General features: G+C 49.8%; 20 protein-coding genes and 1 pseudogene. 9 read left to right on the top strand and 12 right to left on the bottom strand.

Features of this window, described 5'->3' with window-relative positions:
• Positions 1 to 7: 7 nt before the first annotated feature.
• On the top strand, positions 8 to 2,704 hold the full coding sequence (gene mgtA / locus ACJHWK_RS02660) for a magnesium-translocating P-type ATPase (RefSeq protein WP_000471889.1): 2,697 nt from the start codon (positions 8 to 10) through the stop codon (positions 2,702 to 2,704).
• 205 nt (positions 2,705 to 2,909) lie between these two features.
• Here mgtA and ridA read toward each other — a convergent pair whose 3' ends face one another.
• The 6 genes from ridA to bdcA form a co-directional block, all read right to left on the bottom strand.
• The gene (gene ridA / locus ACJHWK_RS02655) at positions 2,910 to 3,296 is read right to left on the bottom strand and encodes a 2-iminobutanoate/2-iminopropanoate deaminase (RefSeq protein ID WP_000047539.1); all 387 of its coding nucleotides are present in this window, start codon (positions 3,294 to 3,296) and stop codon (positions 2,910 to 2,912) included.
• A gap of 72 nt (positions 3,297 to 3,368) precedes the next feature.
• The gene (gene pyrI, locus ACJHWK_RS02650; protein ID WP_000148581.1) at positions 3,369 to 3,830 is read right to left on the bottom strand and encodes an aspartate carbamoyltransferase regulatory subunit; all 462 of its coding nucleotides are present in this window, start codon (positions 3,828 to 3,830) and stop codon (positions 3,369 to 3,371) included.
• Between the two features lie 12 nt (positions 3,831 to 3,842).
• Entirely contained in the window at positions 3,843 to 4,778 is a 936-nt protein-coding gene (gene pyrB / locus ACJHWK_RS02645) for an aspartate carbamoyltransferase (protein ID WP_050010465.1), read from the bottom strand.
• A 3-nt stretch (positions 4,779 to 4,781) separates the two neighbouring features.
• Positions 4,782 to 4,916 carry a pyr operon leader peptide gene (gene pyrL / locus ACJHWK_RS02640; RefSeq protein ID WP_001296693.1) on the bottom strand — a complete coding sequence of 45 codons (135 nt, stop codon included), beginning with the start codon at positions 4,914 to 4,916 and terminating at the stop codon, positions 4,782 to 4,784.
• 280 nt (positions 4,917 to 5,196) lie between these two features.
• Entirely contained in the window at positions 5,197 to 5,592 is a 396-nt protein-coding gene (locus ACJHWK_RS02635; RefSeq protein ID WP_000230273.1) for a RidA family protein, read from the bottom strand.
• 130 nt (positions 5,593 to 5,722) lie between these two features.
• Complete coding sequence (bdcA, locus tag ACJHWK_RS02630; protein WP_000500687.1) at positions 5,723 to 6,436, bottom strand: SDR family oxidoreductase; 714 nt, start codon at positions 6,434 to 6,436, stop codon at positions 5,723 to 5,725.
• Between the two features lie 70 nt (positions 6,437 to 6,506).
• On the opposite strand from bdcA, the gene ACJHWK_RS02625 reads away from it, so the two are divergent.
• The 3 genes from ACJHWK_RS02625 to ACJHWK_RS02615 all read left to right on the top strand — a co-directional run bounded on the left by ACJHWK_RS02625 (position 6,507) and on the right by ACJHWK_RS02615 (position 9,355).
• Entirely contained in the window at positions 6,507 to 7,100 is a 594-nt protein-coding gene (locus ACJHWK_RS02625) for a TetR/AcrR family transcriptional regulator (RefSeq protein ID WP_000256681.1), read from the top strand.
• Positions 7,101 to 7,244: 144 nt separating this feature from the next.
• Positions 7,245 to 7,697, top strand: coding sequence for a toxin-antitoxin biofilm protein TabA (gene tabA, locus ACJHWK_RS02620; RefSeq protein ID WP_000583470.1), 453 nt, complete (start codon positions 7,245 to 7,247; stop codon positions 7,695 to 7,697).
• Between the two features lie 122 nt (positions 7,698 to 7,819).
• On the top strand, positions 7,820 to 9,355 hold the full coding sequence (locus ACJHWK_RS02615) for a hypothetical protein (RefSeq protein WP_021579437.1): 1,536 nt from the start codon (positions 7,820 to 7,822) through the stop codon (positions 9,353 to 9,355).
• A gap of 120 nt (positions 9,356 to 9,475) precedes the next feature.
• Here the strand turns inward: ACJHWK_RS02615 and argF are convergent, their stop codons facing one another.
• Positions 9,476 to 10,489, bottom strand: a complete 1,014-nt coding sequence (gene argF, locus ACJHWK_RS02610) for an ornithine carbamoyltransferase (RefSeq protein ID WP_021579438.1) — start codon at positions 10,487 to 10,489, stop codon at positions 9,476 to 9,478.
• 161 nt (positions 10,490 to 10,650) lie between these two features.
• On the opposite strand from argF, the gene rraB reads away from it, so the two are divergent.
• The gene (rraB, locus tag ACJHWK_RS02605; RefSeq protein ID WP_000002953.1) at positions 10,651 to 11,067 is read left to right on the top strand and encodes a ribonuclease E inhibitor RraB; all 417 of its coding nucleotides are present in this window, start codon (positions 10,651 to 10,653) and stop codon (positions 11,065 to 11,067) included.
• 45 nt (positions 11,068 to 11,112) lie between these two features.
• Here the strand turns inward: rraB and ACJHWK_RS02600 are convergent, their stop codons facing one another.
• Positions 11,113 to 11,616: a GNAT family N-acetyltransferase gene (locus ACJHWK_RS02600; protein WP_001059398.1), complete on the bottom strand. Its 504-nt coding sequence runs from the start codon at positions 11,614 to 11,616 to the stop codon at positions 11,113 to 11,115.
• Positions 11,617 to 11,808: 192 nt separating this feature from the next.
• Here ACJHWK_RS02600 and ACJHWK_RS02595 point away from each other — a divergent pair.
• Positions 11,809 to 13,005 (top strand): annotated as a pseudogene (locus ACJHWK_RS02595) (YjgN family protein).
• Positions 13,006 to 13,058: 53 nt separating this feature from the next.
• Here the strand turns inward: ACJHWK_RS02595 and valS are convergent.
• The 3 genes from valS to pepA all read right to left on the bottom strand — a co-directional run bounded on the left by valS (position 13,059) and on the right by pepA (position 18,222).
• Entirely contained in the window at positions 13,059 to 15,914 is a 2,856-nt protein-coding gene (valS, locus tag ACJHWK_RS02590) for a valine--tRNA ligase (protein ID WP_000416407.1), read from the bottom strand.
• Positions 15,914 to 16,357 carry a DNA polymerase III subunit chi gene (holC, locus tag ACJHWK_RS02585; protein ID WP_000786398.1) on the bottom strand — a complete coding sequence of 148 codons (444 nt, stop codon included), beginning with the start codon at positions 16,355 to 16,357 and terminating at the stop codon, positions 15,914 to 15,916. The genes valS and holC overlap by 1 nt, the downstream gene beginning before the upstream one ends.
• A 353-nt stretch (positions 16,358 to 16,710) precedes the next feature.
• Positions 16,711 to 18,222 (bottom strand): leucyl aminopeptidase, encoded by a 1,512-nt coding sequence (gene pepA, locus ACJHWK_RS02580; protein WP_000397144.1) that lies wholly within the window; start codon positions 18,220 to 18,222, stop codon positions 16,711 to 16,713.
• 153 nt (positions 18,223 to 18,375) lie between these two features.
• On the opposite strand from pepA, the gene ytgA reads away from it, so the two are divergent.
• From ytgA to lptG, 3 genes are all read left to right on the top strand, one after another.
• Positions 18,376 to 18,426, top strand: a complete 51-nt coding sequence (ytgA, locus tag ACJHWK_RS02575; protein ID WP_211180521.1) for a protein YtgA — start codon at positions 18,376 to 18,378, stop codon at positions 18,424 to 18,426.
• 62 nt (positions 18,427 to 18,488) lie between these two features.
• Positions 18,489 to 19,589 carry an LPS export ABC transporter permease LptF gene (gene lptF / locus ACJHWK_RS02570; RefSeq protein WP_000584109.1) on the top strand — a complete coding sequence of 367 codons (1,101 nt, stop codon included), beginning with the start codon at positions 18,489 to 18,491 and terminating at the stop codon, positions 19,587 to 19,589.
• On the top strand, positions 19,589 to 20,671 hold the full coding sequence (gene lptG, locus ACJHWK_RS02565; protein ID WP_410234794.1) for an LPS export ABC transporter permease LptG: 1,083 nt from the start codon (positions 19,589 to 19,591) through the stop codon (positions 20,669 to 20,671). Before lptF ends, lptG begins: the two co-directional genes overlap by 1 nt.
• A 118-nt stretch (positions 20,672 to 20,789) precedes the next feature.
• Here the strand turns inward: lptG and ACJHWK_RS02560 are convergent, their stop codons facing one another.
• Positions 20,790 to 22,292: a helicase HerA-like C-terminal domain-containing protein gene (locus ACJHWK_RS02560; RefSeq protein WP_001332879.1), complete on the bottom strand. Its 1,503-nt coding sequence runs from the start codon at positions 22,290 to 22,292 to the stop codon at positions 20,790 to 20,792.
• Positions 22,293 to 22,330: the final 38 nt, after the last annotated feature.

Below are 22,330 nucleotides of genomic sequence, written 5' to 3'. Positions count from 1 at the left end.
ACTCCTTATGTTTAAAGAAATTTTTACCCGGCTCATTCGCCATTTACCTTCCCGTCTGGTTCATCGTGATCCATTGCCTGGCGCGCAGCAGACAGTGAATACGGTGGTCCCGCCGTCCTTAAGTGCGCATTGCCTGAAAATGGCGGTGATGCCCGAAGAAGAATTGTGGAAAACGTTCGACACCCATCCGGAAGGGTTAAATCAGGCGGAAGTGGAATCTGCCCGCGAACAACATGGTGAAAATAAATTACCCGCACAACAACCGTCGCCGTGGTGGGTACATTTATGGGTCTGCTATCGCAACCCCTTTAATATTTTACTCACCATTCTCGGCGCTATTTCTTACGCCACGGAAGATTTATTTGCCGCGGGCGTTATCGCGCTAATGGTCGCCATTTCTACGTTGCTGAACTTTATTCAGGAAGCACGTTCCACTAAAGCGGCAGATGCCCTGAAAGCGATGGTCAGCAATACTGCGACGGTGCTGCGCGTAATTAACGACAAAGGCGAAAATGGCTGGCTGGAGATCCCGATCGACCAGCTGGTGCCCGGCGATATTATAAAACTGGCGGCGGGGGATATGATCCCGGCAGATTTACGTATCTTGCAGGCGCGGGATCTGTTCGTCGCTCAGGCGTCGTTAACCGGTGAGTCTCTGCCCGTAGAAAAAGCAGCTACCACTCGCCAGCCGGAGCACAGCAATCCGCTGGAGTGCGACACCCTGTGTTTTATGGGCACCACCGTGGTGAGCGGCACGGCACAAGCAATGGTGATTGCTACAGGTGCCAATACCTGGTTTGGTCAACTGGCGGGGCGTGTTAGTGAGCAGGAAAGCGAGCCGAATGCCTTTCAGCAAGGGATCAGCCGCGTCAGTATGCTGCTGATTCGCTTTATGCTGGTGATGGCTCCGGTGGTGCTGTTAATCAATGGTTACACCAAAGGCGACTGGTGGGAAGCGGCACTGTTTGCGCTTTCGGTCGCGGTAGGCTTAACGCCGGAAATGTTGCCGATGATTGTTACCTCGACGCTGGCGCGCGGCGCAGTAAAGCTGTCGAAACAGAAAGTGATCGTCAAACATCTGGATGCTATTCAGAACTTTGGCGCAATGGATATTCTGTGCACTGATAAAACTGGCACCCTGACACAGGACAAAATTGTGCTGGAGAATCATACCGATATCTCCGGTAAAACCAGCGAACGCGTGCTGCATAGCGCGTGGTTGAACAGTCATTATCAGACCGGACTTAAAAACCTGCTCGATACAGCGGTGCTCGAAGGTACGGATGAAGAGTCAGCGCGCTCGCTGGCCAGTCGTTGGCAAAAAATCGATGAGATTCCGTTTGATTTCGAGCGTCGCCGGATGTCGGTGGTAGTGGCAGAAAATACCGAGCACCATCAGCTGGTTTGCAAAGGTGCATTGCAGGAAATCCTCAATGTGTGTTCGCAGGTGCGTCACAATGGCGAGATTGTGCCGCTCGATGACATCATGCTGCGTAAGATTAAGCGGGTTACTGATACGCTGAATCGTCAGGGGCTGCGCGTGGTTGCGGTGGCGACGAAATACCTGCCAGCGCGTGAAGGAGATTACCAGCGGGCGGATGAATCCGACCTGATCCTCGAAGGATATATTGCTTTCCTTGATCCGCCAAAAGAGACAACTGCTCCGGCACTGAAGGCATTAAAAGCGAGTGGAATTACCGTAAAAATCCTTACTGGCGACAGTGAGTTAGTTGCAGCGAAAGTGTGCCATGAAGTGGGGCTGGACGCGGGAGAGGTGGTCATTGGTAGTGATATTGAAACGCTATCTGACGACGAACTGGCAAATCTCGCACAGCGCACCACGCTGTTTGCTCGTCTGACGCCGATGCATAAAGAACGCATTGTGACCTTACTGAAGCGCGAAGGGCATGTGGTTGGCTTTATGGGCGATGGTATTAATGATGCGCCCGCCTTACGCGCTGCGGATATCGGCATTTCTGTGGACGGCGCGGTAGATATTGCCCGTGAAGCGGCTGATATCATCCTGCTGGAAAAAAGCCTGATGGTGCTGGAAGAGGGGGTTATTGAGGGACGTCGCACTTTCGCCAACATGCTGAAATACATCAAAATGACGGCGAGCTCTAACTTCGGTAATGTGTTCAGCGTGCTGGTGGCGAGTGCTTTCTTGCCCTTCCTGCCGATGTTGCCGTTACACTTGCTTATTCAGAACCTGCTGTACGATGTGTCACAGGTGGCGATCCCGTTTGATAACGTCGACGACGAGCAAATTCAAAAGCCGCAGCGTTGGAATCCGGCGGATCTGGGGCGCTTTATGATCTTCTTCGGACCGATCAGCTCGATCTTCGATATTCTGACGTTTTGCCTGATGTGGTGGGTATTCCATGCCAACACGCCGGAAACGCAAACGCTGTTCCAGTCGGGATGGTTTGTGGTGGGCTTACTGTCGCAAACGCTGATTGTGCATATGATCCGTACCCGCCGTGTGCCGTTTATTCAGAGCTGTGCATCGTGGCCGTTAATGATCATGACCGTGATCGTGATGATTGTCGGGATCGCATTGCCGTTTTCACCGCTGGCCAGTTATCTGCAGCTGCAGGCGCTGCCGTTAAGCTATTTCCCGTGGCTGGTTGCGATTCTGGCAGGGTATATGACGTTAACCCAGTTGGTGAAAGGGTTCTATAGCCGTCGTTACGGCTGGCAGTAAAGAATAAACTGGGCACGATAGCCCCGATTCAGATTGCAGACAAAGTGAGCGTTGTTCATGCCGGATGCGGCGTAAATGCCTTATCCGGCCTACAAATTCAATCAATTGCAGGAATCACGTAGGCCTGATAAGCGTAGCGCATCAGGCAATTTTGCGTTTGTCATCAGATTTAATCCGGGCATGATAGCCCGGATTTCCATCAAGATTAGCGACGAACAGCGATCGCTTCGATCTCAATTTTTACGTCTTTCGGCAGACGGGCAACTTCAACGCAAGAACGTGCCGGGAAGGTGGCATTGTGTTCGGTGAAGAAGGCTTCGTAGGTAGCATTAACGGTTGCGAAGTCGTTCAGATCTTTCACAAACACGGTGGTTTTAACGATGTCGCCCACTTTCAGGCCTGCGGCTTCGACGATCGCTTTTACGTTATCCAGCGACTGACGTGCCTGTGCAGCGACGTCTGCCGGTACTTCGCCCGTTTTCGGATTTACCGGGATCTGGCCGGAGGTGATGATCATATTGCCCAGATCAACGCCCTGTACGTAAGGACCGATAGCTGCCGGTGCATTTTCCGTCGCGATAGTTTTGCTCATGATTTCTCCTTTATTACAGCGGTAAAAAGTCTGGCTCATTATAGGGAGCCAGACTTTTATTACCAACCGCAATTAATTGGCCAGCACCACATTATGGGAAAACTCTTTTTCACAGTATTTGCATTTGAGCGCGATGTCATTGGCGCGTTTTCGCACGGCAAAGCTGGAAGAAACCGGTTCGGCATGGCTGATACAGTTGCTGTTCGGGCAGACCAGCACATTGTCGATGCGCTCCGGCAGACTGGGGCGCGATTTACCCACCACTTCATAGTTGTCGATACGGTTAACCGTGGCTTGCGGCGCATACAATGCCAGTTGATCTACCTGATCTTCACTCAAAAAGGTATTTTCGATTTTGATCAGATCTTTGCGGCCCATCTCGCCAGAAGGCAGGTTCAGACCAATGGTGATGCGCTGATCCGTTTCGGTCAGCTTGAACAGACTCAACAGCTTAAAACCGATCTGGGCGGGGATATGGTCAATTACCGTGCCGCGTTTAATAGCTTCAACCTGCAATTTATTATCGTGTGTCATCTCTATTTCCCCTTACAGTACCCGATCGCGATTCAGAACCAGTGCCAGTAACGCCTGGCGAGCGAAAATCCCGTTGCCTGCCTGCTGGAAGTACCAGGCGTGTGGCGTTTTATCAACATCCGTCGCAATCTCATCAACACGCGGCAGCGGATGCAGCACTTTCATATTGGCTTTGGCGTTGTGGAGATCGCTGGCGCGAAGAACAAACTGCGCTTTCACGTTGGCGTACTCGGACGGGTCCAGACGCTCTTTTTGCACGCGGGTCATGTACAGGATGTCTACTTCCGCCATCACTTCTTCAATAGAGCTGTGCAGACTCCATGCGATCCCTTTTTCATCGAGCATATCCAGAATGTATTGCGGCATTGCCAGCGCGTCCGGCGCGATGAAGTAAAAACGGTTGCCATCGAACTTCGCTAACGCCTGAGTCAGGGAGTGAACGGTGCGGCCATATTTCAGGTCACCAACCATTGCGACGTGGAGATTGTCCAGACGCCCCTGGGTTTCCTGAATAGTGAATAAGTCCAGCAAGGTTTGCGTCGGATGTTGGTTGGAGCCATCACCGGCATTCAGTACCGGTACATTGCCGGAAAACTCGGTGGCCAGGCGCGCCGCACCTTCCTGCGGATGACGCATCACTATCGCATCGACGTAAGTGCTGATAACCGAAATGGTATCGGCCAGCGTTTCGCCCTTTTTACCCAGTGATGTATTGGCGCTGTCGGAGAAGCCCACCACGCTGGCACCCAGGCGGTGCATAGATGTTTCGAAAGAGAGGCGGGTACGGGTAGAGGCTTCGAAGAAACAGCTGGCAATGACTTTGTGCTTCAACAGCTCTGGTTGCGGGTTTGCTTTCAGTTTCGCCGCTGTCGCCAGCACCAGATTAAGGTCATCGCGACTAAGGTCGTTTATGGAAATGATATGTTTCTGATATAGCGGATTAGCCATCTTTTATCTCCTGACGCCTGGGCAAAAAAAAGCCCCTCGATTGAGGGGCTGGGAATGGGTGATCAACGGGAAGAAAAACGGCAGGCCAGCGTCTTTTTTCAGACGCGGTAAGACAAAATGTCGAACACACTGAACCATACATCCTCCCGGCAAATTGTCCGGCATTATACTCATAGCCAGAAGCGGTGCAAGCATTTGATGCAATATTTTGTCAGCGCAAACGGTTTATTTGAATTAAAAGTCAAAATGTATGCATTTTTATTTGCTTTGATTCTGGAGGAGAACTGTCGTTCGGTATCAATAATTGCAGACATTTCCTGCTTTTTTCTTTTTCACTTTCACGCAATCAGATATGCATTTTATTCCATTCATCCGACTTATAGGGCGGAGTGTGAAAACGAACGGCTAACACTATTGCTTACAGCTCAGGGATGCGCGCTATCACTTTAATTTCAAAATCAAAGCCTGCCAGCCAGGTAACGCCCACCGCCGTCCAGTTTGGATAAGGAGGGGCGCTAAATATTTCATTTTTGACCGTCATGATGTCTTCAAATTGTTTTTCCGGATCGGTATGAAAGCTCGTAACATCAATGATATCGTCAAAAGTGCATCCCGCAGCAGCCAGGGTCGCATGCAAATTATCAAATGCCAGTCTGACTTGTTGCTGAAAATCGGGTTCTGGTGTTCCGTCCTCTCGACTTCCTACTTGCCCGGAAACAAACAGCAAATCGCCGGAACGAATAGCCGCAGAATAACGATGCTCAGCATACAGTGAATGTCGGCCAGCAGGGAAAACAGCGGTTCTTTCTACCATTTGGTTATCCTCAAGATTTACGACATGAACAGAAGATTTCTCTTTACCGGGAGCCGCTTTTAGCGGACGACGTGAGTAAACAAAACCCAGACATCATGGATAATGGCTGGGCTTAATTGAGCGTAGTCGGTTATGCGCCAAACGCGCCATCAATGGTATGCATCGCGCCGGTAACAAAACTGGCTTCTGGCCCTGCTAACCATGCGACCATACCAGCGACCTCTTCCGGTTGCCCATGTCTTTTGATAGCCATCAAACTATGCAACATATCGCGCATTGGCCCGTTGGCGGGATTAGCGTCGGTATCAATTGGCCCTGGCTGGACGACGTTAATGGTGATCCCACGCGGTCCAAAATCACGGGCCAGCCCGCGCGCCATGCCTTGCAGGGCAGATTTGCTGGCGGCATAAGCAGCCATGCCTGCAACAGGCATACGATCGCCATTCACGGAGCCGATGATTAAGATGCGCCCGCCTTCGGGCATCTGCCGGGCGGCTTCAACAGAGGCATGATAAGGAGCATGAATATTGATTTTGAAAAGGCGATCAATATCGTCGGCATTTAATTCCAGGGCATCGCCAAAGACGCCAATACCTGCATTTACCACCAGGATATCCAATGCGCCGCTCTTACGAACGACATCAATGACAGCGTCTCTGTCAGCACTATCTGTAAATACTGCTGTCGCTCCAGTCTCTTGTGCCAGATGTTCAGCGGCATCTTTCGACCCCGCATAGGTGAATCGTACATTGGCCCCATCAGTGACGAAACGACGTACGATAGCGGCACCGATTCCACGACTGCCACCGAGGATGAGAACTGTCTTACCTGTAAAAGCGCCCATAAGGACTCCTTGATTTATTATGTAACATGCATTACAAAACTGTTTTAACTTTCTGTCAACAAGTTTTGTAATGGTCACTAAAAAACAATCTCGCGTTCCAGGTCGTCCCAGACGTTTCGCTCCTGAGCAGGCAGTCTCTGCGGCAAAAGTGCTTTTTCACCAAAAAGGTTTCGATGCTGTCAGTGTTGCTGAAGTTACTGATTATCTTGGTATTAACCCCCCGAGCCTCTACGCAGCTTTTGGCAGTAAAGTTGGGTTATTTAGCCGTGTACTCAATGAATATGTCGGTACGGAAGCTATTCCGCTTGCCGATATTCTTCGTGATGATCGTCCGGTAGGCGAGTGCCTGGTTGAGGTATTAAAAGAAGCGGCGCGCAGATATAGCCAAAACGGCGGCTGCGCTGGCTGTATGGTTCTTGAAGGTATTCATAGTCATGATCCACAAGCGCGTGATATTGCCGTTCAATATTATCACGCCGCAGAAACGACCATTTATGACTATATCGCCAGGCGGCATCCACAAAGCGCACAATGTGTGACTGATTTTATGAGTACCGTGATGTCAGGGCTTTCTGCGAAGGCACGGGAGGGGCACTCCATCGAACAACTCTGTGCAACAGCTGCACTGGCGGGGGAAGCGATAAAAACTATTCTCAAGGAGTGATGCTGGCCTTGACCCGAAAGGCGGGAACGCGCCTGCCGATAAGTTGTGATAAGACAATAATTCACGCGTTAAGGCTAGCGGAATTGATCATCTTTTCGTATAACGGTGGAAATGAAACATTGTTTTAATTAAGGAGTGGAAAAGATGATCATCGGAAATATTCATAATCTTCAGCCGTGGCTACCCCAGGAGTTACGCCAGGCGATTGAGCATATCAAAGCGCACGTTACGGCAGAAACGCCAAAGGGTAAGCACGATATCGAAGGCAATCGTCTGTTTTATCTTATCTCGGAAGATATGACCGAGCCGTACGAAGCTCGCCGTGCGGAGTATCATGCCCGCTATCTCGACATTCAGATTGTGTTAAAAGGTCAGGAAGGCATGACCTTCAGCACGCAACCTGCAGGCACGCCGGATACCGACTGGTTAGCTGATAAAGACATCGCATTTTTGCCGGAAGGCGTTGATGAGAAAACAGTTATCCTTAATGAAGGTGATTTTGTTGTGTTTTATCCGGGGGAAGTGCATAAACCGCTGTGCGCAGTGGGCGCGCCAGCCCAGGTTCGCAAAGCAGTAGTGAAGATGCTGATGGCGTGATGACTTTTCGCCGTAAATAACTCCAGGTTTACGGCGAGTTTGTGAAAAGAGCGTTTTTTGATATTTTTTTGTGAGTAGAATTTGTAATGCTTAGACGTTCTTATTAACTCAAGGAGTCCGTCATGGCAAAAATATCAGATTTGAATTGTTATCAACACATGGCATCAGCCGACAATGTTAAACCAAAAAATGAAGTCTTAAATACCTGGTGTGTGGGAATGAATGATTTTGCTCGTAATGCCGAGGGGCAGGATAGCAGAAGGAATATTCTATCTCCTGGAGCATTTTTGGAGTTTTTGGCAAAAATATTTACCCTGGGTTATGTGGATTTTAGCAAACGCTCCAACGAAGCGGGTAGAAATATGATGGCTCATATTGAGTCCTCATCTTATATCAAAAATAATGATGGCAGTGAAATAATGAATTTTGTTATGAATAATCCTGAAGGTGAGCGTGCGGATTCATCTAAGGTGATTATAGAAATTTCACTTTCTACTACCACTACTATGGGGACTCGTCAAGGACATACAGCCATTATATTTCCACAATCTGATTTTTTGAGTTTTCGTTATGAAGGTAAGTCTTTTGAAAGAAAAGATGATAGTTCATTACATCTGATTACTAACAAGGTTCTGGCGTGTTACCAACGCGAAGCTAACAAGAATATGGCGCTTCTATTAAATAATCATCAGTTGAACTGGAAGGACGCAATTGATTATAACGAGTTATTAGAAAAGCCATTAGCCAGTACATTAGAAAAAATAAAGAAAGAACATCTGCTATTAATGCCTCATGTATGTGATGACACGATTCCATACTTACTAGGCGAAGGTGGTATACTTGAAGAAATAAATGATCTGAAAGCGTTACATGATACCAGAATTGCTAGTGGTACAGAAGGTAATGATGAAATTAATAACATCAAAATTAACCTGTCTAATATTCTTATTGATTCCTTAGATGATGCAAAAGTTAATCTCGAAAAGGTCATCGATTCGATGTTGAAGACTTTTTTAAAATTGCCATATATTAATGATGTAAAAATTCTGGAGTGGTGTTTTAATCAAAGTATGCAATATTCTGATGATACTACAAAGATAAAGCATGCCCGCTCCGTGATCGATCATATTGATTTTAACTGCGATCAGTCTAAAATAGCTGAGACATTATTTTTCAACCTCAATAAAGAACCCTATAAAAACAGCCCTGAGTTACAGGAATTGATTTGGGAGAAGTTGGTTGTATATGTCAATGATTTTAACTTAAGCAATCAAGAAAAATCACGCTTAATACTAAGGTTATTTGATGATGTTAAGTTGCTATTTAATGAAGTGCCTGTCAGCATTTTAGTAAATGATATTTTTTTGAAGGATTTTTTCATGAAGCAACCTGATTTTGCGAAGTGGTACTTCTATCAATTAATTAAGAAGTATGAGGGCGAACAGCTGTATCTTAATGAGTTAGGATATGTTTATGGTAATGAAGAAAAAACAAATGAAATTGTAAAAAAACTTCCGGGTTATGTCATTAAGATTTTTGAAGAAAAGATGGGTAATGAATTAAAAATTAGAACAAGAATGATGAAAATCCTCCGGAATGGCAAAATCAATATATATAAATATATGAATATATTAATAATGAACAGTTGGGAAAATTAAATCCTCCGGAAAATTTACGTATAGCAATAGAAAAATTTGGCTGGAAGAAAAAAACTATCACTGCATAAAATAATGTGATGCCGGGATGTTTTTGTATTTCCCGGCATCTTGATAGAGATATTAATTATTTAATTTACTGAGCGTCGCGACCATCACCGCTTTGATAGTATGCATGCGGTTTTCCGCCTGATCAAATACAATGCTGGCGGCAGATTCGAAGACCTCATCAGTCACTTCCATTCCGCCATGTAGGCCAAACTCTTCCGCCATTTTCTTGCCAAGCGTCGTTTGGTCGTCATGAAACGCGGGCAGGCAGTGGAGGAATTTGACCTCCGGGTTACCGGTCAACTGCATCATCTTGCTGTTCACTTGATAATCACGCAGCAATGCAATGCGTTCAGCCCATTTCTCTTTTGCTTCACCCATCGACACCCATACATCGGTATAGATAAAGTCAGCACCTTCAACTCCTTTAGCTACATCTTCCGTCAGCGTAATATTCCCGCCATTTTGCTGTGCCAGAGCGCGGCATTCCGTAACCAGCGCAGCTTCCGGCCAGCATGCCTGTGGCGCGACCAGACGCAAATCCAGACCGGTAAGCGCCGCAGCTTCGAGCATCGAATTGCCCATGTTGTTACGTGCGTCACCTGCATAGACCAGCGTCATTTCGTTGAATGCTTTACCGGGTAAATGCTCCTGCATGGTGAGGAGATCCGCCAGCAACTGCGTGGGGTGAAACTCATTGGTCAGGCCGTTCCATACCGGCACGCCAGCGTATTCCGCCAGTGTTTCGACAATCTCCTGACCATAGCCGCGATACTGAATACCGTCATACATGCGACCCAGCACGCGGGCAGTGTCTTTAATCGACTCTTTATGACCAATCTGACTGCCGCTTGGGCCGAGATAAGTAATGTGAGCACCCTGGTCATATGCGGCAACTTCGAAAGAGCATCGGGTACGGGTCGAGTCTTTTTCGAAGATGAGCGCGATGTTTTTACCAGTGAGTTTGGCTTCTTCTTTGCCGCTTTTCTTATCGGCTTTCAGCTTCGCGGCTAACTGCAGCAGGCTGTTGAGTTCAGCTGGCGTGAAATCGAGTAATTTCAGGAAATGCTTATGATAAAACCCGGACATAGATCCCTCCTGTGGCTAACACCTCAATGAATTAAAATTCAATTTATATGGATGATTATTCATTTGCAAGTCTAAAGCATAAATCTTTGTCACAAAGGTGGAGGCAATGTCAGTGGTGTGTGACAATAAGAGTATCGGCAGGACATTAAGAGGAATGAGCCATGGCAAACCCGGAACAACTGGAAGAACAGCGTGAAGAAACACGTTTGATTATTGAAGAATTACTGGAAGATGGCAGCGATCCGGACGCGCTGTATACCATCGAACACCATCTTTCCGCAGACGATCTGGAAACCCTGGAAAAAGCAGCAGTTGAAGCGTTTAAACTCGGTTACGAAGTGACCGATCCAGAAGAGCTGGAAGTTGAAGATGGTGATATCGTGATTTGCTGCGACATCCTCAGCGAGTGCGCGTTGAATGCCGATCTGATCGATGCCCAGGTTGAACAACTGATGACGCTGGCGGAGAAATTTGACGTTGAGTACGACGGTTGGGGCACTTACTTTGAAGATCCCAACGGCGAAGACGGCGACGATGAAGATTTTGTCGATGAAGACGATGACGGGGTTCGCCACTAATTAATTGATTAAAATGCCCGATAGCACACACTAGCGGGCATTTTTTTAGAGTTCGCGTAGCATCCGCACTTCACAATCGACATGGCCCGTGCAGCCAAGCGCATAGTCGATATGCTCAAAGCCCAAATGCTCATAAAGCGCAATGGCTTCCTTTAAAAAAGCGGTCGTTTCCAGATAGCAGCGTTTGAAGCCCATCTCTCGTGCCTGCTCCATCGCCATTAAGGCCAGTTTTTTCGCCAGCCCTTTACCGCGAATAGCCGGAAGAAAATACATCTTTTGCAGTTCGCAAATGTCCGATTCACTACCTGCTAATGGCGCAATCCCACCGCCGCCGACCACTTCACCCTCGTACTCAACCACCCAATATGCATGACCCGGCTGACTATACACTTGATACAGCTCGTCAAGATTCGGATCGGCGACGGTGTAGCCTTTATCAGCGGTAAGACCGTATTCGGCGGATACCTGACGAATGACGCGGGCAATAGCAGGATTATCCTGCAGCGTCAGGCGACGCATTACAGGTGATTGCGGCGCAATGTTATTCATAGTTTAACCCAATAAAAATAAAGTAATTATACATTTGTTTAATACCACTCTCTTCTTACGTGCGCAAGCATCTTATAAAGCAATAAAGTTTTTGCCAGCCTATTACTGATAAGAGTATTGTAACGTGGCAGAACATTTTACTGTCTGTATCTATAACTTATATCAATGGATTTTTTAATTCAGGGAATTTTTATGGCTCAAGTTATTAATGAAATGGATGTTCCGTCCCATTCGTTTGTTTTTCATGGTACAGGTGAGAGATATTTTCTTATTTGTGTGGTGAATGTGTTGTTAACGATTATAACGCTAGGTATCTATTTACCATGGGCATTAATGAAATGTAAGCGTTATCTCTATGCTAATATGGAGGTTAACGGACAACGATTTTCTTATGGGATTACCGGTGGGAATGTTTTTGTTAGTTGTCTTGTTTTTGTTTTTTTCTATTTCGCAATCTTAATGACAGTGTCAGCAGATATGCCGCTTATTGGCTGTGTTTTGACTTTGTCACTGTTGGTTTTGCTTATATTTATGGCAGCAAAAGGACTGCGTTATCAGGCCTTGATGACTAGTCTCAACGGCGTAAGATTTAGTTTTAATTGCTCTATGAAAGGGTTCTGGTGAGTAACCTTTTTCTTGCCGATTTTAATGGCCATTGGGATGGGGACTGTTTTCTTTATCTCGACAAAGATGCTACATGCCAATAGTTCAAGTAGTGTTATTATATCTGTGGTTCTGATGGCAATAGTTGGTATTGTTTCCATTGGTATTTTTAATGGTACTTTATATAGCCTGGTAATGAGTTTTCTCTGGAGCAATACCAGTTTCGGTATACATCGTTTCAAGGTGAAATTAGATACTGCGTATTGTATAAAATATGCCATCCTCGCATTTTTAGCTTTATTACCTTTTCTCGCTGTTGCTGGTTATATTATCTTCGATCAAATATTAAATGCGTATGATAGTTCTGTGTATGCAAATGATGATATTGAGAATTTACAGCAATTTATGGAAATGCAACGTAAAATGATAATCGCGCAGTTAATCTATTATTTTGGGATTGCTGTTAGCACCAGTTATTTAACGGTGTCGTTGCGAAATCATTTTATGAGCAACCTGTCACTGAATGATGGGCGTATTCGTTTTCGCTCAACTTTAACTTACCACGGTATGCTTTATCGCATGTGTGCGTTGGTAGTGATATCCGGGATTACGGGCGGTCTGGCTTATCCACTGCTGAAAATATGGATGATTGACTGGCAGGCAAAAAATACGTATTTGCTGGGCGATTTGGATGACCTTCCTTTAATCAATAAAGAAGAACAACCAGATAAAGGCTTCTTAGCCAGTATTTCACGGGGAATTATGCCTTCTTTACCATTTCTGTAAGAGATAAAAAAGGCCGGAGCATTCTCCGGCCTTCGTTTTCATCACGGTGTTGATTACAGCGCGGCGATAACAGCCTGCTGTTCAATCAGCTTCGCTTTCGCTTCCGCATAGCCTTCCAGCTTCTCACGCTCTTTCGCGATGACCGCTTCCGGTGCGCGGGCGACAAAGCCTTCATTCGCCAGCTTGTTCTCGATACGGCTGATTTCGCCTTCGATCTTCGCCACTTCTTTCGCCAGACGCGCCAGCTCATCTTCTTTGTTGATGAGGCCAGCCATCGGGATCAGCAGCTCTGCGCCGTCGATGATCTTCGTAACGGAAACCGGACCTTTGTCATCGGCAGGCAGCACGGTGATGCTTTCCAGACGCGCCAGGGTTTGCAGGAAGCCACGGTTTTCATTTACGCGACGTTCTGCATCCGCGCTGCAACCACGCAGCAGCAGCTCCAGCGGTTTGCCCGGCGCGATGTTCATTTCTGCACGGATGTTACGTACCGCAACGATCGCCTGTTTCAGCCATTCGGTGTCGGCCAGTGCGGCTTCATCAACCTGAGATGCATCGTACTGCGGGAACGGCTGCAGCATGATGGTGTCGGCAGTGATACCGCAAAGTACTTTCACACGCTGCCAGATGGTTTCGGTGATGAACGGAATGATCGGATGCGCGAGGCGCAGCAGACCTTCCAGTACAGTCACCAGCGTATGGCGAGTACCGCGCAGTTCGGCTTCGGTGCCACCGTTCATTACCGGCTTGGTCAGCTCCAGATACCAGTCACAGAACTGGTTCCAGGTGAACTCATACAGAATGCCTGCAGCGATATCGAAGCGGAAGCTGTCCAGCGCTTCGCGGTACGCTTTGATGGTCTGGTTGAACTCTGCCAGAATCCAGCGGTCCGCCAGCGACAGTGTCATTTCGCCGCCGTTAAAGCCGCAATCCTGACCTTCTGTGTTCATCAGCACAAAGCGGCTGGCGTTCCACAGCTTGTTACAGAAGTTACGGTAACCTTCCAGGCGCTTCATATCCCAGTTGATGTCACGACCGGTAGACGCCAGCGCCGCCAGGGTGAAGCGCAGGGCATCGGTGCCGTGCGGCTCAATGCCGTTCGGGAACTGTTTCTCGGTGCGCTTACGGATTTTGTCCGCCAGCTGCGGCTGCATCATATTGCCGGTACGTTTTTCCAGCAGTTCTGGCAGCGAAATACCGTCAACCATATCCAGCGGGTCGATAACGTTACCCTTGGATTTGGACATTTTCTGGCCTTCGTCGTCACGAATCAGACCGGTCATGTAAACAGTGTGGAACGGCACCTGCGGTTTGCCATTTTCATCTTTGATGAAGTGCATGGTCATCATGATCATGCGGGCAATCCAGAAGAAGATGATGTCGAAGCCGGATACCATCACGCTGGTTGGGTGGAACTGACGCAGGGCGTCGGTGTTTTCCGGCCAGCCAAGGGTAGAGAAGGTCCACAGCGCAGAAGAGAACCAGGTGTCGAGAACGTCTTCGTCCTGACGCAGGGCAACGTCGGCACCGAGGTTATTTTCCTTGCGCACTTCTTCTTCGTTGCGGCCAACATAAACATTACCCGCTTCGTCATACCATGCCGGGATACGGTGACCCCACCACAGCTGACGAGAGATACACCAGTCCTGAATATCGCGCATCCAGGAGAAATACATGTTTTCGTACTGCTTCGGTACGAACTGAATGTCGCCGTTCTCAACCGCTTCAACCGCCGGTTTCGCCAGTACATCGGCACGCACGTACCACTGGTCGGTCAGCATTGGTTCGATAACTACGCCGCCACGGTCGCCGTAAGGAACGGTCAGGTCGTGCGGTTTAATTTCTTCCAGCAGGCCGAGTGCGTCAACCGCAGCAACGACTGCTTTACGTGCGGCAAAACGCTCCAGTTTCTGGAATTCTGCCGGGATCTCGCTGGAATAAACGTCAGATTCGTTACCTTTGGTATCGAACACCTGGGCGCTTTCACGGATATCGCCGTCAAAGGTCAGGATGTTGATCATCGGCAGGGCGTGACGTTTACCGACTTCATAGTCGTTAAAGTCGTGCGCCGGGGTGATCTTCACGCAGCCGGTGCCTTTTTCCATGTCGGCGTGTTCGTCGCCAACGATCGGAATACGACGGTTAACCAGCGGTAGAATGACATATTTGCCAATCAGGTCTTTGTAACGCGGATCTTCCGGGTTAACGGCTACACCGGTATCGCCCAGCAGGGTTTCCGGACGGGTAGTCGCAACCACCAGGTAATCTTTACCGTCTGCGGTTTTCGCACCGTCAGCCAGCGGATAGCGGATGTGCCACATCGAACCTTTCGATTCGCGGTTTTCCACTTCCAGGTCAGAGATAGCGGTGCGCAGTTTCGGGTCCCAGTTTACCAGGCGTTTGCCACGGTAAATCAGGTCTTCTTTATACAGACGAACGAAAACTTCTTTCACCGCATTGGACAGGCCTTCGTCCATCGTGAAGCGTTCACGCTCCCAGTCGACGGAGTTGCCGAGACGGCGCATCTGACGGGTAATCGTGCCGCCGGATTCCGCTTTCCATTCCCAGATTTTGTCGATGAAAGCTTCGCGGCCGTAGTCGTGACGGGTTTTACCTTCTTCTGCGGCAATCTTGCGCTCAACGACCATCTGGGTAGCGATCCCGGCGTGGTCAGTACCGACCTGCCACAGGGTGTTTTTGCCCTGCATGCGCTGATAGCGGATCATGGTATCCATGATGGTTTGCTGGAAGGCGTGACCCATATGCAAACTGCCGGTGACGTTCGGCGGCGGGATCATGATGCAGAAACTTTCCTGGCTTTCATCGCCATTAGGCTTAAAGTAGCCCTGCTTTTCCCAGTGCTCGTAAAGCGGCTGTTCGATATCTTGTGGGTTATATGTCTTTTCCATTATTTCCAGGTTGCCGTATTCAGGTTGAAACCAGCCACGCGGTAGGCTTTATAGCGTTCGCGCGCCAGTTGTTTCAGAGAATCTTCATAAGGAACGAAGTCTACCACTTCTGTGAAAGCGGTGGCAAAATCTGCAAAGCATGTTCGCAGACTAATCAATATATCGCGCGGGCTGCTGCTGCGTTTTTGCGGCCAGGCGATCTCCACCGGCGCACCGCCACGCGGTCCTTCTCCCGCTAAATTATGCGGAACAAAGCTTTCTGCCGGACGCGCCCACAGGGCTTCATCCAGCCGGTAAGCCTGCTTTTCATCTTCACAGGCGATGAGCACGCGCTTACCGCTGCGCCAACGTTCTGCGGCAATTTCACACACCAGTTGCTCAACGGCGCTTAAGCCATCGACGGTGGTGTCATTGTCCAGAAGGTAGAACGTCGCGTTTTTCATAAATGGGGCTTCTTGTGGTGGATTTAAATACGCATCAGGTATACACCGCAGCGCCTGATGCGACGCTGTTGTGTCTTATCAGGCCTACGAGTTCAGTGCTGTGTGTAGGTCGGATAAGGCGCTCACGCCGCATCCGACAATAACAGCATTGCCTGATGCGACGCTGTTGTGTCTTATCAGGCCTACGAGTTCGGTGCTGTGTAGGTCGGATAAGGCGTTCATGCCGCATCCGACAATAACAGCATTGCCTGATGCGACGCTTGCGCGTCTTATCAGGCCTACGAGTTCAGTGCTGTGTAGGTCGGATAAGGCGTTCACGCCGCATCCGGCAATAACAGCCTTGCCTGACGCAATTACTCTTCGCCGTTAAACCCAGCGCGGTTCAACAGGAACTGTGCCAGCAACGCTACCGGACGACCGGTTGCGCCTTTTGCTTTACCAGAACGCCAGGCGGTTCCGGCGATATCCAGGTGCGCCCAGTTGTACTTACGGGTAAAGCGCGACAGGAAGCAACCTGCGGTAATCGCCCCACCAGGACGACCGCCAATGTTCGCCATATCGGCAAAATTGGACTCCAGCTGTTCCTGATACTCGTCACCCAGCGGTAAGCGCCATGCGCGGTCACCGGATTGTTCAGACGCGGCAATCAGTTCATGGGCCAGCGGATTATGGTTCGCCATCAGACCGGTAATGTGATGACCCAGCGCGATCACGCAGGCACCGGTCAGCGTCGCCACGTCAATCACCGCTTCCGGCTCAAAACGCTCAACGTAAGTTAACACGTCGCACAGTACCAGGCGGCCTTCAGCGTCAGTATTCAGCACTTCAACGGTTTGACCGGACATGGTGGTTAACACATCGCCCGGACGATAGGCTCGTCCGCCAGGCATGTTTTCGCAGCCTGCCAACACGCCGATAACGTTAATCGGCAGTTGTAGCTCCGCGACCATACGCATCACACCGTAAACCGCTGCCGCACCGCACATATCGTACTTCATCTCATCCATGCCTTCTGAAGGCTTGATCGAGATACCGCCGGAGTCGAAGGTTAAACCTTTACCCACCAGCACGATTGGGCGTGCATCTTCCGACGCGTTGCCTTTGTACTCAATCACCGACATCAGCGATTCGTTCTGCGAACCCTGACCGACCGCCAGATAGGAATGCATCCCCAGCTCTTTCATCTGCTGTTCGCCGATAACGCGGGTGATAACATTCTTGCTGTAGCTGTCAGCCAGCTGGCGCGCTTGTGAAGCGAGGTAAGCGGCGTTACAGATATTCGGCGGCATATTGCCAAGATCCTTTGCTGCTTTAATCCCGGCGGCAATCGCCAGACCGTGCTGGATCGCGCGCTCACCGCTGGTCAGTTCACGGCGGGTCGGCACGTTGAACACCATTTTACGCAGCGGACGACGCGGTTCGCTCTTGTTCGTTTTCAGCTGATCGAAACTGTAGAGCGTTTCTTTTGCCGTCTCGACAGCCTGACGCACTTTCCAGTAGTTGTTACGGCCTTTAACGTGCAGTTCAGTCAGAAAGCAGACCGCTTCCATTGAGCCAGTATCATTCAGCGTATTAATGGTTTTCTGAATAACCTGCTTGTACTGACGCTCATCCAGCTCACGTTCTTTGCCGCAACCAATAAGGAGAATTCGCTCGGAAAGTACATTCGGAACATGGTGCAGCAACAATGTCTGCCCCGGTTTTCCTTCCAGTTCGCCCCGACGTAGCAGGGCGCTGATGTACCCATCGCTGATTTTATCGAGCTGTTCTGCAATCGGAGAAAGGCGACGTGGTTCGAAGACGCCCACGACGATGCAGGCACTCCGCTGTTTCTCCGGGCTACCGCTTTTTACACTAAACTCCATGCACTACGCTCCTGAATCTTAAAGACAACGGCGGTGGCTACAGATAGAATTGCAAGCTTTCGTAACTCATGTCCGCTGTTGCGATGACTTCGTGTTAATCTTAACGTTATTACGGCATTGGCACGTCAGAACAAAATCTGAGAGGTGAATCCGTTGAGTATAATTATCTTAGCGACGATTTCGACGACTCAAGAGAATAAATGACGTTTAAGCCATGAAACAAGCTAAAATCCTGCAAAAGACGAGTTTTTACGGGCGTATTTAAAGTGATAATCATAAGATATCTGGTGCGGGAGACGCTCAAAAGCCAGCTGGCGATACTCTTCATCTTGCTTTTGATCTTCTTCTGTCAAAAGTTAGTGAGGATCCTCGGCGCAGCGGTTGACGGCGATATTCCGGCGAATCTGGTGCTCTCCCTTCTCGGGTTGGGCGTGCCGGAAATGGCGCAGCTTATCCTGCCATTAAGCCTGTTCCTCGGGCTGCTGATGACGCTGGGCAAACTGTATACCGAAAGTGAAATTACGGTAATGCATGCCTGCGGCCTGAGCAAAGCGGTTCTGGTGAAAGCGGCAATGATCCTTGCGGTATTCACGGCAATCGTCGCGGCGGTTAACGTGATGTGGGCGGGACCGTGGTCATCGCGTCATCAGGATGAAGTGTTAGCAGAAGCGAAAGCGAACCCTGGCATGGCGGCGCTGGCGCAAGGGCAATTCCAGCAAGCGACTAATGGCAGCTCGGTGCTGTTCATCGAAAGCGTTGACGGCAGCGATTTCAAAGATGTGTTCCTCGCACAAATTCGACCAAAAGGTAATGCACGTCCTTCTGTAGTGGTGGCCGATTCCGGACATTTAACCCAGCTGCGCGACGGCTCCCAGGTCGTCACTCTCAACCAGGGAACGCGCTTCGAAGGCACTGCACTGTTACGTGATTTCCGCATTACGGATTTCCAGGATTATCAGGCGATCATTGGTCACCAGGCGGTGGCGCTCGACCCGAACGATACCGACCAGATGGACATGTGCACATTGTGGAACACTGACACCGATCGTGCTCGCGCAGAACTGAACTGGCGTATCACGTTGGTATTCACCGTGTTTATGATGGCACTTATGGTCGTACCGCTGAGCGTGGTTAACCCACGTCAGGGACGCGTACTGTCGATGCTGCCAGCCATGCTGCTGTATCTACTTTTCTTCCTGATCCAGACCTCCCTGAAATCGAACGGCGGTAAAGGTAAGCTGGACCCGACGCTGTGGATGTGGACCGTTAACCTGATTTATCTGGCTTTGGCGATTGTTCTCAACCTTTGGGACACCGTGCCGGTCCGCCGCCTGCGCGCCAGTTTTTCGCGTAAAGGAGCGGTGTGATGCAACCTTTTGGCGTACTTGACCGCTATATCGGTAAAACTATTTTCACCACCATCATGATGACGCTGTTCATGCTGGTGTCGCTGTCGGGCATTATCAAATTTGTCGATCAGTTGAAAAAAGCCGGGCAGGGGAGTTACGACGCGTTAGGCGCAGGAATGTATACCTTGCTGAGCGTGCCGAAAGATGTGCAAATCTTCTTCCCGATGGCGGCTCTGCTTGGGGCGTTGCTTGGTCTTGGGATGCTGGCGCAGCGCAGCGAACTGGTGGTGATGCAGGCTTCTGGTTTTACCCGTATGCAGGTGGCGCTGTCGGTGATGAAAACCGCCATTCCGCTGGTCTTGCTGACGATGGCGATTGGCGAATGGGTCGCGCCGCAGGGCGAGCAGATGGCGCGTAACTACCGTGCGCAGGCGATGTACGGCGGCTCGTTGCTCTCTACCCAGCAAGGCTTATGGGCGAAAGATGGCAACAACTTCGTCTACATTGAGCGGGTTAAAGGTGACAAAGAGTTAGGTGGCATCAGCATTTATGCCTTTAACGAAAATCGTCGTCTGCAATCCGTACGCTATGCCGCTACTGCGAAGTTTGACCCGGAACATAAAGTCTGGCGTCTGTCGCAGGTTGATGAATCTGATCTGACCAATCCGAAACAGATCACCGGTTCGCAGACGGTGAGCGGCACCTGGAAAACCAACCTCACGCCAGACAAACTGGGCGTGGTGGCGCTGGACCCGGATGCACTCTCAATCAGCGGTTTGCACAACTACGTGAAGTATCTGAAGTCGAGCGGTCAGGATGCCGGACGTTATCAGCTCAATATGTGGAGCAAAATCTTCCAGCCGCTATCCGTGGCGGTGATGATGCTGATGGCGCTGTCGTTCATCTTTGGCCCACTGCGTAGCGTACCGATGGGCGTGCGTGTGGTCACCGGTATCAGCTTCGGTTTTGTCTTCTACGTACTGGACCAGATCTTCGGCCCGCTGACGTTGGTTTACGGCATCCCGCCGATTATCGGCGCACTGTTGCCAAGCGCCAGCTTCTTCTTAATCAGCCTGTGGCTGTTAATGAGAAAATCGTAACCAAGCAAGGGAGCGAAAGCTCCCTTTCACATTGTTGATAAAGTCAAATACGAGTTCGATCGGTCCCCTCGCCCCTTTGGGGAGAGGGTTAGGGTGAGGGGGACAGATCGCGCCTGACTTACCTTCTTCTCCCTCCCAGCAAACTCCCCAACATCCCGCGTACAATCTGATTCGTCACCTGGCGAGCGGCGCTTTTGGCCATTGTCTGCACCACACCATCTTTCTTCCCGCCGCGTGGTCCGGTAGTGCCGAACAAAATATCCTTCAATCCACCAAGAATGCCGTCATCTACCGCTATCTCTTTCCCTTTCGCTGGAGGATTATTTTGCTGTTCAATACTCGCCTGTACGCCTTTTTGCAACATCTCATAGGCGGATTCCCGGTCCACGTCATCCTCGTACTTGCCATACACCGGGGAGTGGTTAATCAAGCCATTGCGCTCATCTTCCGTCACCGGTCCCATCCGCGAACAAGGCGCAATCACCATCGCCCGTTCCACCACAGAAGGACTTCCTTTTGCATCGAGAAACGAGATTAACGCCTCGCCGGTCCCCAGTTCCTGGATTGCCTTTTCGGTATCAAACGCCGGATTGGCCCGCATGGTTTGCGCCGCAGCTTTTACCGCTTTCTGATCTTTTGGCGTAAAAGCCCGCAAAGCGTGCTGAACGCGATTACCGAGCTGGCCGAGCACATTATCCGGAATATCAGACGGGTTTTGCGAAACGAACCAGACGCCCACGCCTTTTGAGCGAATAAGCCTTATCACCTGCTCAATCTTATCCAGCAGTACCTGCGGTGCATCGTTAAACAGCAGATGTGCTTCGTCGAAGAAAAACACCAGTTTTGGCTTCTCCAGATCGCCCGCTTCCGGCAATTGTTCATACAACTCTGAAATCATCCACAGCAGGCTGGCGGCGTACAGTTTCGGCATCTGATAAAGCTTCTCGGCGCTGAGGATATTAATAACGCCTTTACCGTTGGCATCGGTGCGCATCAAGTCTTTGATATCCAGCATCGGCTCACCAAAGAAGTGTGCTGCGCCTTGCTGTTCCAGCGACAACAGCCCGCGCTGGATGGCACCAACCGATGCGCTACTGATATTTCCGTACTGATTCTGGAAAGATTTGGCGTTATCGCCGATGTACTGGGTAATCGCCCGCAGATCTTTAAAGTCGAGCAGTAACAGCCCCTGATCGTCAGCAATTCGGAAGATGATATTCAGCACGCCAGATTGCACATCGTTGAGATTCAACAGCCGCGCCAGCAACAGCGGCCCCAGATCCGAAACCGTCGCCCGCACCGGATGGCCTTTCTCGCCAAAGATATCCCACACCACCACCGGATTAGCATGCGGTTGCCAGTCATTTACGCCGATATTTTTAAGCCTTGCGAGCAGTTTTTCCGACGCCGTTCCTGCCTGCGCGATACCGGTCAGATCGCCTTTCACATCGGCCATAAACACCGGCACGCCGATTTCCGATAGAGACTCCGCCAGTTTTTGCAGCGTGACAGTTTTACCCGTCCCCGTTGCGCCAGTAATCAGCCCGTGACGGTTAGCCATTCCCGGCAGTAAAAACAGTTCTGTGTCCGGCGTGCGGGCAATTAACAGGGGTTCGCTCATGAGATTTCCTCCAGTTTCCTGCCTGGAGTATAGGCAAC

Origin of the sequence: Escherichia sp. WS547, assembly GCF_046486065.1 — a bacterium.
Lineage (GTDB): Bacteria > Pseudomonadota > Gammaproteobacteria > Enterobacterales > Enterobacteriaceae > Escherichia > Escherichia coli.
Note: the sequence above shows the minus strand (reverse complement) of the source record. Positions and strands in the feature narration are given on the sequence as shown.